The organism is Novosphingobium sp. SG751A, from assembly GCF_013149295.1.
GTDB lineage: Bacteria > Pseudomonadota > Alphaproteobacteria > Sphingomonadales > Sphingomonadaceae > Novosphingobium.
On record NZ_JABGCB010000002.1, the window covers coordinates 364,009 to 376,646 of the forward strand.

Genomic DNA, 12,638 nt, shown 5'->3' on the forward strand with positions numbered 1-12,638 from the left:
TATGACGCCGGTCTTTCGCTTTGCCGGGCTGATCGTGCCGCTGGTGGTGGCCATCGTGTTTCACGAGGTGGCGCATGGGTTGGCGGCGCGGGCGCTGGGCGACCCCACGGCCAGCGAGGCGAAGCGGTTGAGCCTCAATCCGCTGCGCCATGTCGATCTGGTGGGCACCTTGCTGTTGCCGGGGATGCTGGCGCTGGCGAAATTGCCGGTGTTCGGCTGGGCGCGACCGGTGCCGGTCAACAAATGGCGGCTGCGCAATCCGCGCGTGGGCATGATGATCGTGGCGGCGGCAGGACCTTTGTCCAATATTGTCATGGCCGTTCTGGGCGCATTGCTGCTGGGCGCGATGGCCCATATGTCGCAGGCGATTGGCGTGCAGGTGGCGGCCGAGATGCTGCTGACCTTTATTCAGATCAATCTGTTTCTGGCGCTGTTCAACCTGCTGCCGATCCCGCCGTTTGACGGTTCGCATATTGTGGAGGGACTTTTGCCCCAGCGGGCGGCGGCGGTTTATGCGCGGTTTCGCCGTTTGGGTTTTGCGCTGGTGCTGGTTCTGCTGGTGGTCTTGCCGCAACTGGTGCCGGGTTTCGATCTGGTGGACCGCTGGGTTGGGCCGCCGTTCGACTGGTCCTATCGGCGGATGCTCGATCTGGCGCGTCTGGTGATGGGAGAATAGGGCGATGAGCGTCCATGGCTGGATCATTCTGGACAAGCCGCTGGAACTGGGCAGCACGCAGGCCGTCAGCGCGGTCAAGCGCAACCTGCGCGCGGCAGGCTATAATATGAAGCTGAAAGGCGGGATCAAGGTGGGCCATGGCGGCACGCTGGACCCGCTGGCCAGCGGGATTTTGCCGATTGCGCTGGGCGAGGCAACGAAATTGACCGGGCGGATGCTCGATGCGTCCAAGACCTATGATTTCACGGTCCGCTTTGGTGAGGAAACGGAAACGCTCGACCTTGAGGGCGAGGTGGTGGCGAGCAGCGATGTGCGCCCGATTGCGGCGGAGATTGCGGCGGTGCTGCCATCCTTTACCGGGCCTATCGAGCAGGTGCCGCCCGCCTATTCGGCGCTGATGATCGACGGGGTGCGCGCCTATGACCGCGCGCGCCGGGGCGAAGCGGTGGATATGCCCACGCGCGCGGTTACGATCCATACGCTCGACCTGATCAATGCGGGCGAGGATTGGGCGACCTTGCGCGCGCATGTCTCAAAGGGCACCTATATCCGCAGTCTTGCGCGCGACATAGCGTTGGCGCTGGGCACGCGCGGATCGGTAACGATGCTGCGGCGGCTGTCGGCAGGGCCCTTTACGCTGGAGCACGCGATTTCGCTGGACTCCTTGAACGAAATCGGTCAGGGGGCGCCGCTTGGAACTAAACTTCTGCCGCTTGAGGCAGGGCTGGTCGACATCCCGGCTCTATCCCTCACGTCCGAACAGGCAGGGGCGGTCCGTCAGGGCCGCGTTCTTTTCGGGCAGCCCTATCCCGATGGGCTTTATTTGGCGCGGCTGGGCGATGTGCCCGTGGCGTTGATGAAGATCGAGGGAGGTTCGGCCAAGGTCGAGCGGGGGTTCAACCTTTCGGATGTCGCGGAGTAGAGACTATGACGATTACCGCTGAAAAGAAGCAGGAACTGATCGCTGACAACGCCCAGCACGCAGGCGACACCGGTTCGCCCGAAGTGCAGGTTGCGATCCTGACCACGCGCATTGTCAACCTCACCGAACACTTCAAGACCCACGCGAAGGACAACCACTCGCGTCGCGGTCTGCTTCAGCTGGTCAACAAGCGTCGCACGCTGCTGGCCTATCTGAAGAAGAAGGATGTGGCGCGTTACAACGCTCTCATCGCCAAGCTGGGCCTGCGTAAGTAAGCCAGGTTTTTCGAAGCGCCCCAACCGGGGCGCTTCGTTTATGGGAAAAGGCGGTTGTCGATGGATCGGCGCCGCCTTTTCCGCTATACAGCGCCCGATTTGTCGAACACGCCCCGCTTTGGGGCGGTTTGCATATCAGGCGCATGATTGATTTTGGGGCTTTTTCTGCAATTCGGCAGAGGCCTTTGGGGCATGAACAAACAGCCCCGCACCGCACCGGGCGGCTATCCCGGCAGCAAATCCTGTGTGGCAATAGGGCCATGCGGGCTGAAGGATACACAATGTTCGACGTGAAAACCGTATCGCTGGAGTGGGGCGGAAAGACCCTCACCCTCGAAACCGGCCGTATCGCCCGTCAGGCTGACGGCGCTGTTCTGGCCACCTATGGCGAAACCGTGGTGCTTTGCGCCGTGACCGCCGCCAAGTCGGTGAAGGAAGGCCAGGACTTCTTCCCGCTGACCGTCCACTATCAGGAAAAGTTTTCGGCTGCCGGTCGCATTCCCGGTGGCTTCTTTAAGCGCGAGCGCGGCGCGACGGAAAAGGAAACGCTGGTTTCCCGCCTGATCGACCGTCCGGTCCGCCCGCTGTTCCCCGAAGGTTTCTATAACGAAATCAACGTTATTGCTCAGGTCCTGAGCTATGACGGCGAAACCGAGCCCGATATCGTTGCGATGATCGCCGCCTCGGCCGCGCTGACCATTTCGGGCGTGCCTTTCATGGGTCCCATCGGTGCGGCCCGCGTGGGCTTCAAGGATGGCGAATATCAGCTCAACCCGTCGATGGCGCAGGTGGCCGAAGGCCGTCTCGACCTCGTTGTGGCGGCCACCGGCAACGCTGTGATGATGGTTGAATCGGAAGCCAAGGAGCTGTCCGAGGAAGAGATGCTGGGCGCCGTGATGTTTGCCCATGCCGAAAGCCGCAAGGTCGTCAACGCGATCATCGATCTGGCCGAAAAGGCGGCCAAGGATCCGTGGGAAGTCGATCTGTCGGACAACACCGCCGACATGAAGGCCAAGCTCAAGAAGCTGGTGGGCAAGGACATCGCCGCCGCCTACAAGCTGACCGACAAGTCGGCCCGCTCGAACGCGCTGAATGAAGTTCGCGCCAAGGCCAAGGCCGCTTTCGCCGACGAAACGCCCCAGACCCAGATGGTTGCCATCAAGGTGACCAAGAAGCTGGAAGCTGAAATCGTGCGCACCGCCATCCTCAAGGACGGCAAGCGTATCGACGGGCGCACCACCACGCAGATCCGGCCGATCGAATCGATGGTCGGCTTCCTGCCCCGCACTCATGGTTCGGCGCTGTTCACGCGCGGTGAAACGCAGTCGATCTGCACCACCACGCTGGGCACCAAGGACGCCGAGCAGATGATCGACGGTCTTGATGGCCTGTCGTATCAGAACTTCATGCTGCACTATAACTTCCCCCCCTATTCGGTGGGTGAAGTGGGCCGCTTCGGCGCCCCCGGTCGCCGCGAAGTGGGCCATGGCAAGCTGGCATGGCGCGCGCTGCACCCGGTGCTGCCGTCGAAGGAAGACTTCCCTTACACGATCCGCGTTCTCTCGGATATTACCGAGTCGAACGGTTCGTCCTCGATGGCCACCGTCTGCGGCGGTTCGCTCTCGATGATGGACGCCGGTGTGCCGCTGGCGCGGCCGGTTTCGGGCATCGCGATGGGCCTGATCCTTGAAGGCGACGATTTCACCGTGCTGTCCGACATTCTGGGTGATGAAGATCATCTGGGCGACATGGACTTCAAGGTGGCCGGTACGTCTGAAGGCATCACCACGATGCAGATGGACATCAAGGTTGCCGGCATCACGCAGGAAATCATGGGTCAGGCTCTGGCTCAGGCCAAGGAAGGCCGCGCGCATATCCTGGGTGAAATGCTCAAGGCTCTGGGCGAAGCGCGTACCGAACTGTCGGCTCACGCTCCGCGCATCGAAACCATCAGCATCGACAAGTCGAAGATCCGCGATATCATCGGCACGGGCGGCAAGGTGATCCGCGAGATCGTTGCCACCACCGGCGCCAAGGTCGACATTGACGATGAAGGCATCGTCAAGATCTCGTCGAGCGACGTGGCGCAGATCGAGGCCGCCAAGGCCTGGATTCTGGGCATTGTGGAAGAGGCCGAAGTCGGCAAGATCTACAAGGGCAAGGTCGTCAACATCGTCGATTTCGGCGCGTTTGTGAACTTCATGGGCGGCAAGGACGGTCTGGTCCACGTGTCGGAAATGAAGAACGAGCGCGTGGAAAAGCCCACCGACGTGGTCAAGGAAGGTCAGGAGGTCTTCGTCAAGGTCCTCGAGATCGATCCGCGCGGCAAGGTGCGCCTGTCGATGCGCGTTGTCGATCAGGAAACCGGCGCCGAGCTGGAAGACACCCGTCCGCCCCGCGAGCCGCGCGAACCGCGCGCTGATCGTGGCGACCGTGGCGGCGACCGCCGTCCGCGTGGTGGCGACCGCGACCGTGGTCCCCGTCGTGAAGGCGGCCGCGATGGTGGCCGTGACCGCGGTCCCCGTCGTGACCGTGAAGAGGGTGGCAACCCCGATCACATGCCTGCTTTCCTGAAGTCGGAAGACTGATCCCATAGTGGGGGAGGGCGTCCTCGCTCTCCCTTGGGATCAAAGAAAAGGCCCGCCTCCAGCAGTGGGGGCGGGCCTTCTTCTTGGTGGGGCAACCAAGAAGCCGGTCTATTGGGTGATGGGCTTGCTGCGGGCGCGTTCCTCGGGCGTGGGTTCGGCCACCATCACGCGGTTTCGACCCTCGGCCTTGGCGCGATAAAGCGCGCGGTCGGCAGCGCGCAGCGCGGCGCGCGAATCGGCAAAGGAAAATACATCGGCAATCCCGGCCGAAAAGGTCACCTTGCCGATGGGCATATCCGTGGCGCGGTTGACCATCCGCCGCTCGGCCAGAGCTGCGCGCGCATCGTCGAGCAGTTCCCATGCCTGATGCAGCGAACGTCCGCGCAGCAGCACGACAAATTCCTCGCCGCCGTGGCGGGCCACATGACAGCGATCATCGGAAATCCGGGTCAGCGCCGAGGCGACATTGCGCAAAACCCGGTCGCCTGCTTCATGGCCATGTTCGTCATTGATGCGCTTGAAATTGTCGATATCGCAAAAGGCCACCGCCAGTTGATCACCCGCATCGCGCGCGGCGGCAAATTCGCTGGTAAATCGGTGTTCAAACGCGCGCCGGTTGGGCAGGCCGGTCAGGTGGTCCTCTTCTGCGCTGCGGCGGGCCTGTTCAAGGCTGCGGCGCAGAGCGCGGGTTTCCAGCATCGAGCGCGCCATATCCTTTTCAAGACTGGCGGTGCGCTCCAGCATGGTGCGCGCGATCGAAACCAGTTCCTGCACCAGTTCGCCCGTCTCGACCGGGGCATTGGCGGGCTTCATCTCCTCCAGCCCATCGACATGGGCCGAAAGCGCGTCGCCATATTCGCTGGCCGCCGTCTTGGCGGCGGTGCTGGTGCGGTCAAAGGCCTCGATATTGGATTCGAGGCGGTTCATCAGCCGGTTAAGAAACTCGCTCTGATCGCCGCCATTTTCGCGCAGGATCAACTCGATCCATTCCAGCGTCAGGGGCTGGCGCGACTGGATGCGCTGGTCGATGCTGCGCGTCATCGAACCATCGCCGCCGTTCAGGTAATTATGCGCCACGCCCAGCGTGATCGGATTGATTTCCAGATCATGGGCCAGAAGAAAGTCTGCGATATCGGCAAGTAATTGCGTGCGCGCCAGACGTAGCGGATCAAGAACGCCCGAAGTATCGGCGGCCTGACCCCCTTGCGGCACATCCTCTTCGCGCCCGGCCCCGGTCAGCCAGCCAAGCAGACCCCGTGACGGGCGCTTTGAAAGATTCGGATCGTGCGAAGTCATCCCGGCCTTTTAGCGCAGGCCTATGGAAAGCCTGTTGCCACTTCGGACCGGATTTCTACGCAGATCGCGGCTTAATGCTTGGCCGGCCCAGACGCGTCGTGAAACACTGTAGCGCCGGGGGGCAATTTCGACCAGTCAGCGGGAGTTACACAGCAATAATTGCCGCTGCGATGGGCGATGCCTTGCAAAAAGGGCGGCAGCCGCTTGCAGCGCATCAGGATGCCATCGCTGTTCTGCGCAGCCAGATAGGCGACCGGATCATTGATCGAGCCGCGGAAATGGGGCGGCAGCACGGCCAGTTCGTGATCGGGCATCCGGCTCTGCATATAGGCGAAATAGGTCACATCATCGAGCAGCAGATGGCGCGCCTCACGCGGCATGGGCAGGTTGCACTGACGCGCTGCGCCCATGATGTCCTTGTACGAGGCGTGGTAACCAAACACCGGCACCGACCATGGATGCCAAGGCAACCAGTCGCGGCGCTGGGCATCGTCAATCAGGCGCGGACCGTAAAGCCCCGAGACCAGCACGATCGAGAGCAGCATCAGCGGCCCGATGGCCAGCGCCAATGTGCTGATCCAGCGGCGCAGGCCCTCCCAGCGGTGCGGGCTGGCCATGGCCAGAATGATCGCCAGCATCAGCAGCGGCAGGACAAAACTGGCCTCATAGACATTGCGGTCATACTGGCTGACGCACCAGATCGACACCGCGCCCAGCAGCATCAGCGCGATCACCGGCTCTGGCGGGATCACCTTTTCGCGCCACATGTTGCGCACACCGCCGATAAAGCTGATGATCGCGGCCAGCAAAGCGGCGGCCCAGATGATCGTCATGCCCCCGCGCCAGCCATTCATCTCGTCGCGGCTGACCATATTGAGCGGCAGCCATGAGGACATCGGATCGATGGCCGGGGCGGCGCGCTCGACGTAATTGTGCAATTTGTAGTTTTGCAGAACCTTGAGCACCAGATCCGTCTTGCTGATTGTGCCCAGATCGAGTTGTCCGGCAAGATTGTTGCGCGCATGTTGGGCCGCGATGATCGGGTCGGCGGGGCATTGCACGCGGTTGACCCAATATTTCGCCGCGCTGCCTGTGGCCAGCAGCAGCAGCACGATGGCCACACCTCGCGCGAACAGGGCGCGTCGCCCGCGACTGGCAAAGATGATGCAGGCGGCAAAGGCAGGCACCACCAGCACGGCCTTGAAATGATAGGACATGGCGATGAGCGCCAGCGCCAGAATGGTCAGCGAGCGGCGCCATGCGGTGCCGGGGCTGGCCGTGGCATTGGTATAGGCGATGCCGTTGAACGGCGCGAACATATTGCCCGGTGATCGCCAGCCCGCGCTGGCAATCAGCACGGCGGCCGTAGCGGCGAGATAGATAGGCTGTTCCGGGCGGCTCCACACCAAGAGCAGCGGCATCACGCCAAGGCCCATCAGCGCGGAGGCGATGATGGCCAGTATCTGACGCTCATCCAGTGTCCGCCCGATCTGTTTGACCAGACGCAGCACCATGACGATGAACACAATTGCATAGCCCACGCCCGAAACGCGCACGAACAGCGGATCGGGAAAGCGTGTGTTGAAAAAGGCCGAATACCACCGCACCGGCCACATGAAAAAGGGCGGTACGGCCAGCGTATTAGGCCCGCAATTTTCCGAATAGAGCTTGTCCAGCCCATCGAGCCACGCCCGTTCCTGAAGCCGCCAGCCAATTTCATCGGAATAGACCGGCAGCAGCATCCCCGCGACCAGCGCGATCAGCAATCCGGCCACCACCGCGCGGCGCAGATTGGGAAACATTCTGGTGTGATCAAGGGTCATGAATTCAGCGCTTGCCCCGAAAATAGCGGATTTGATGTGGCCATATGCAACAGGGCGCGCAAGTGGCCGGTCATGCCACTTGCGCGCCCTGGCTGCTTAGCAAAAGTTTATCGCACGCGCGGATTGCCGAAGGGCAGCGGCGGCGGGGGGCGGCGATGGCCACGCGGCAATTGCGCCTGATAGGCGCGGCCGCAATGTTCGACACAATAAGGGAAACCGGGGTTCACCTTCTCGCCGCAGAAATGGAAGTCCGGTTCGCCCGGATGGCCCATCGGCCAGCGGCAGATACGGTCGTTCAGATCCAGCAGGCTGGTCTTGTCGGCAATATCGGCGCTGGGCTTGGCCGGCACAAGGCGGCGCGGCGGCGCGGGGGGAATCGGGGCCTGCTGTTCGCCGGGACCCTGACGCAGAAAGCCGCCGGGGCCGACCGAAACGATGCGCGGGGCAGGCGGGGCCGCAGGCGCATCGCCCGAAGGCGCGGCGGGCGCAGCGGCAACAGGCGCAGGCGGCGGAGCCACGGGCGCGGCAGGCGCCGGGCGCGGCGCGGGCGCGGCGGCGCGGGGCGCGGGCGCTTCGACCGGGGCGGGGCGCGGTGGGGGCGGCGCGGCCTGAACCGGGGCAGGCGCGGCTTCCTCGTGGCGATCATTCGACTTGACCGGGCTGGGTCGGGCCTTGAGCCCGAGGCGATGCGCCTTGCCGATCACGGCATTGCGCGACACGCCGCCCAATTCCTCAGCGATCTGGCTGGCGGTGGCGCCGCCTTCCCACATGCGGGTCAGTTTGTCGATGCGTTCTTCGGTCCAGCTCATGCGTGCCTTGCTGCCTTTTGTCTTGAAATCTTCCGCTCGCCCTATGTGGGGTGATTGAAAGCGCGGTGCAAGTCTTGCCAGCCCGCGCGCTACCCGATAGTCGGGCAAGCATGGCCGATCAACCCCGCAATGCCGCCCAGACCGCCGCTATCACCCATGATTCGCCGGTTCGCCCCCGTTTAAGGCAATTTCCTGTGCAGGGAGAGCCGCTGATCCATGGCATCAACCGCCTGGGCTTGTGGACTCTCTATATGAAAGAGGTTCGCCGTTTCATCAAGGTGCAGACCCAGACGATCTGGGCGCCGGCGGTGACGACTCTGCTGTTTCTGGTGATATTCACGGTTGCTATGGGGCGCGGCGGGCGAATTGTGCTGGGGGTGAACTTTGCGACATTCGTGGCGCCGGGGCTGATCATGATGGGCATGATGAACAATGCGTTCCAGAATGCCTCGTTCAGCTTCCTTGCCGGCAAGATTCAGGGCACGATTGTCGATTTCCTGACCCCGCCTTTGACGGCGGCCGAATTGATGGCCGGGATGATTGCCGGGGCGATGACGCGCGGCATTCTGGTCGGGCTGGCGCTGGCAGGCGCGATGCTGCTGTGGCCGGGGGTGACGCTTTCGGTGGCGCACCCTTGGGCGGTGGTGTGGTTCGGGCTGATGGGCACGATGCTGCTCTCGCTGATCGGGCTGCTCTCTTCGGTCTGGGCGGAAAAGTTCGATCATAATGCTGCCGTCACCAATTTCGTGGTCCAGCCTCTGGCGCTGCTTTCGGGCACGTTTTATGTCATCGACAATCTGGCCCCGGCGTTTCAGTCGGTCAGCCGGGTCAACCCGTTCTTCTATGTGATTTCCGGTTTCCGCTTCGGTTTTCTGGGGCAAAGCGACATTGGCGCGACCAATCAGGCGGTGCTGCATGGTGCGCTGGGGCTGGCTGCGCTGAATGCGGTGATTGGCTTGGTGACCTATCAGGTGCTGAAATCGGGATGGAAGCTGAAGGGCTGATCCATCCCGTTAAGCAGGACATCAAAAAACCCGCCGGGGCGACCCTCGGCGGGTTTTTGTTTCAGTGGCTCAATCCGGCCCGCAACCTGTACCGTCCGCCATCGAAGGGTTCGAACACCTGCGGCAGGGCAGGGTGTTCGACCGGGTCGCCCTCGGTGTCGCGGATCAGGTTCTGCTGGCTGACATAGGCGATATAGCTGTCCTCCTCGCTTTCGGCAAAGAGGTGGTAATAGGGCTGATCGCGGTCGGGACGGGCTTCTTGCGGAATGGATTCGTACCATTCTTCGCTGTTGGCGAACACAGGATCGACATCGAACACCACACCGCGAAAATCATGGTCGCGGTGGCGTACAACATCGCCAATGGCAAAGCGGGCTCGTGCGGCGCGAGGTACGTCGATCCGACGTCCGGCCTGGGGAGAGAAGAAGCTCGTTCTGTCCATGATGGGAAATATAGGCTTGTTGCAGCGCAAAACAAGGCACGCTTCAGAAAATCCACAATCATGTGAAATTAGGGCTTGGCAAGGTATGATTCGTTGGCTAGAGGGCGGCTCCCGACCGGGACGAAGCCCTTGCGGTTTCATCCAAAACCTCTGCGGAGAGGTGGCAGAGTGGTCGAATGCACCGCACTCGAAATGCGGCATACTCGTGAGGGTATCCAGGGTTCGAATCCCTGCCTCTCCGCCAGGATTTCAAAAGCCTCGCAGGTCTTCGACTTGCGAGGCTTTTTGATTATTCGTCCTAAAATTATCCGCCGAATATTACTGGCCGCACAATTGGCGCAAGGGTTCCAGATCCTTTGGGCGCAAGGGCCGGCGCCATGGGGCGCAGGCTCGCCGCCCCGCCGGGGCATAGGTGGCCATGGGCAGGCCAAAGCCTTCGCCGCCCAATCGCAACGCCAGTTCCCGCGCCTGATCCGATGGCATGACGGCCACCTGTCCGGCCAGTGCGGGCGGCGGCGGAATGGGTCGGTCTACCCATGCCAGCACCACCTGATCGGGCTTTGCCGCCGCCACCAGAGCGGGCAGGTCGCGCCACTCGGCCATGCAGGGAGCACACCACCGCGCGCCCAGCAGGATGACCTGCCCCCCACCGGCCGGCGGCTGGGCATGCAACGGGGATGCGGCCAGAAAAGCTCCGCAAAGGGCGATAGACAGTGCGCGCATCGCTACTTACTATGACCATGAACAAACTATGTAAATCGGGAGAGTGTCTTGCAGATCTCGCGCATTACTCTGGTTGCGGTGTTGGCTGTGCAAATGGCCGCGCCGCTTTGCGCGCAAACCGCGCCCGATGCAAAGCCCGACCTTCAATCGCTGTTCAATGCCGCCACCGATGCATGGGTGGCCAATGATTGCGTCAAGGCTCTGCCGATCTTTGCGCAACTGGCCGATAATCCGCAGATCAAACCCGGCAGCTTGCCCTATGCGGCGATTGCCGTGCGGCGCGGTGATTGCCTGATTGCCACGGGCGAAACCGCGCAGGGCGAGGTCTTAGTGCAGCAGGGCTTGCCCCAACTGACCAAGGCAGGTGATGATTTTGCCAATGAAGTGGTGCGCGTCGAACAACGGTTGGGCAATCTGGCCGCGGCGCGATGGGATCATGATACGGCGCTGGGTCATTACCGCGCCGCGCTGGCGCTGCTGAAAGGCGAGGATCGCTCGCAGACGTTGATGTGGCTGGCGCAACTGACCAGCTTTGACGGCGACAATCAGGCGCTCGATGCGGTGGAGGAAGGCTATGGGCTGGCCTCGGCCGGGGCCAAGCCGGACAAACATGCGCAGGCGATGTGGCAGATGATGAAGGGCCGCATTCTGCTCAATCGCGGCCGGGCAAAGGACGGGCGCGCGGCGCTCGAATTGGCGCTCAAGCTGACCGAGACCCGCCATGATCGCCTGTCGGTCGAGGAAACCCTGCTGCGCGCCGATCTCGCGCAGGCGGCCATGCTGACGCGGGACCGTGAGTCGGCCTATCGCTATATGGCCGAATCCGGCGCGGGGCGGCTGGCAAAATCCCCCTTTGCCAAGGCAGCGCAGATGGAGCCCCCGATGTGCGGCCCCGACACCGGGCTGGAGCCGGAGGACCGCGCCGTGGTTGAATTCAGCATTGACGATTCCGGGCAGGTGGACAGTGCTCGCACCGTCTATGCCAATGGTTCCTATGCCAAGGCAGCGGCTTTTGCCCGCGCGGTTCGGCAATGGGCATGGCCGCGCGAAGAGGCCGCGCTCATCCCCGATTTCTTTCGTGCCGCCACGCGAGTCGAGATCGTCTGCACCCGCGCTGAAGGTATGGGCGGGGTTTCGCCGCGCAACCCGCTGATGGCCCGGTTTGCCCAATGGGCGCAGGCGGTTGAAAGCAACCTTGGGTCATGGCCGCAATGGCTGGCGGGGGCCGAGGCGGCACAGAAGGCAGGTAAGGCCGATACTGAACTGGCCGCCCGCGTGGGGCTGGCTTTGGTCGATCTGCGCGGGGCGCAGGACCGGGATGCCTCTATCGAGCGGGGGCTGGTGCTGGCGCGGGGAGGCTTTCCGGGCATCCCGGCTGAGGCTGGCCGCGCCGCTATGGTTCTGCTGGAATCCTCGCGGCCCAACAAGAGCCTCAGAGGGATGGATGATGAGCAGGCGGCCGTGGATCGTATGCTGAAGCTGGCCGAGGACCCAGCGCTGGCTCAGGATGCACTGGCGCAGGATACCGCGCTGCTGCTGGGCGCGCCCCGCCGTCCCCGTGTCGGTCAGGGCGGGCGAGGCCACGCCGCGCTGCTGCGCGTGGCCGAGGATCAGCGACTGGCCGAACATCACCCCCTGCGCCAGTTCGCTCAGTTGCGGCTGGCCAATGAAGCGGCCCGCAGCGGGGATCTGGACAAGGCGGCGCAGTGGTTTTCCGCCACCGGCCTGACGCAGGAGCAATGCGCGATGATAGGTCCGCGTCCCGCCGTGACCAACACCAACAGTTGGCCGTCCCGTTTCCCGCAAGACGCGCTGCGCTATGGTTTCGAGGGCTGGGCGCGCACCGAATTCGACATTCTTGCCGATGGCAATACCGCACAGGTCCGCACCGTGATCGCCTATCCGCCCTTCATCTTTACCGAAGCGGCGCGCGAGATGTTTACCGGGGTGCGCTATCAGTCAAGCTATCGCCCCGAACGCGGCGCGGCATGCAGCGCCAGCAGCGATGCTGTGCGCTTTGTCATTCCGGGCAATACGAACACGGTCAAGCTGATCAAACCTAAGAGTTGAGCATCGGTTA

Annotated in this window: 11 protein-coding genes and 1 tRNA gene; 7 read left to right on the forward strand and 5 right to left on the reverse strand. The window is 62.9% G+C overall.

Annotated features, from left to right (window positions below):
- Nucleotide 1 precedes the first annotated feature (1 nt).
- The 4 genes from FHW96_RS04060 to pnp all read left to right on the forward strand — a co-directional run bounded on the left by FHW96_RS04060 (nucleotide 2) and on the right by pnp (nucleotide 4,461).
- Complete coding sequence (locus tag FHW96_RS04060) at nucleotides 2–676, forward strand: site-2 protease family protein (protein WP_172339350.1); 675 nt, start codon at nucleotides 2–4, stop codon at nucleotides 674–676.
- 4 nt (nucleotides 677–680) lie between these two features.
- Nucleotides 681–1,598 (forward strand): tRNA pseudouridine(55) synthase TruB, encoded by a 918-nt coding sequence (gene truB / locus FHW96_RS04065; protein WP_172339263.1) that lies wholly within the window; start codon nucleotides 681–683, stop codon nucleotides 1,596–1,598.
- Nucleotides 1,599–1,603: 5 nt separating this feature from the next.
- Nucleotides 1,604–1,873: a 30S ribosomal protein S15 gene (rpsO, locus tag FHW96_RS04070; protein ID WP_168602441.1), complete on the forward strand. Its 270-nt coding sequence runs from the start codon at nucleotides 1,604–1,606 to the stop codon at nucleotides 1,871–1,873.
- Nucleotides 1,874–2,154: 281 nt separating this feature from the next.
- Entirely contained in the window at nucleotides 2,155–4,461 is a 2,307-nt protein-coding gene (gene pnp / locus FHW96_RS04075; protein WP_172339264.1) for a polyribonucleotide nucleotidyltransferase, read from the forward strand.
- Between the two features lie 108 nt (nucleotides 4,462–4,569).
- Here pnp and FHW96_RS04080 read toward each other — a convergent pair whose 3' ends face one another.
- The 3 genes from FHW96_RS04080 to FHW96_RS04090 all read right to left on the reverse strand — a co-directional run bounded on the left by FHW96_RS04080 (nucleotide 4,570) and on the right by FHW96_RS04090 (nucleotide 8,389).
- A complete protein-coding gene (locus FHW96_RS04080) occupies nucleotides 4,570–5,757 on the reverse strand; it encodes a GGDEF domain-containing protein (RefSeq protein ID WP_172339265.1) in 1,188 nt (395 codons plus the stop codon).
- Between the two features lie 71 nt (nucleotides 5,758–5,828).
- Complete coding sequence (locus FHW96_RS04085; protein ID WP_172339266.1) at nucleotides 5,829–7,559, reverse strand: hypothetical protein; 1,731 nt, start codon at nucleotides 7,557–7,559, stop codon at nucleotides 5,829–5,831.
- Nucleotides 7,560–7,687: 128 nt separating this feature from the next.
- A complete protein-coding gene (locus tag FHW96_RS04090; protein ID WP_168602445.1) occupies nucleotides 7,688–8,389 on the reverse strand; it encodes a GcrA family cell cycle regulator in 702 nt (233 codons plus the stop codon).
- Between the two features lie 110 nt (nucleotides 8,390–8,499).
- On the opposite strand from FHW96_RS04090, the gene FHW96_RS04095 reads away from it, so the two are divergent.
- Nucleotides 8,500–9,393: an ABC transporter permease gene (locus FHW96_RS04095; RefSeq protein WP_172339267.1), complete on the forward strand. Its 894-nt coding sequence runs from the start codon at nucleotides 8,500–8,502 to the stop codon at nucleotides 9,391–9,393.
- A gap of 61 nt (nucleotides 9,394–9,454) precedes the next feature.
- On the opposite strand, the gene hspQ is transcribed toward FHW96_RS04095, so the two are convergent.
- A complete protein-coding gene (gene hspQ / locus FHW96_RS04100; RefSeq protein ID WP_172339268.1) occupies nucleotides 9,455–9,835 on the reverse strand; it encodes a heat shock protein HspQ in 381 nt (126 codons plus the stop codon).
- 154 nt (nucleotides 9,836–9,989) lie between these two features.
- Between hspQ and FHW96_RS04105 the strand changes: the two genes are divergently transcribed.
- Nucleotides 9,990–10,079: transfer RNA gene (locus tag FHW96_RS04105), tRNA-Ser, on the forward strand.
- Between the two features lie 74 nt (nucleotides 10,080–10,153).
- Here FHW96_RS04105 and FHW96_RS04110 read toward each other — a convergent pair.
- Entirely contained in the window at nucleotides 10,154–10,558 is a 405-nt protein-coding gene (locus tag FHW96_RS04110; RefSeq protein ID WP_172339269.1) for a thioredoxin family protein, read from the reverse strand.
- A gap of 48 nt (nucleotides 10,559–10,606) precedes the next feature.
- Here FHW96_RS04110 and FHW96_RS04115 point away from each other — a divergent pair, with 48 nt between their 5' ends.
- Nucleotides 10,607–12,628 (forward strand): hypothetical protein, encoded by a 2,022-nt coding sequence (locus tag FHW96_RS04115; protein WP_172339270.1) that lies wholly within the window; start codon nucleotides 10,607–10,609, stop codon nucleotides 12,626–12,628.
- The last annotated feature ends 10 nt before the right edge of the window (nucleotides 12,629–12,638 follow it).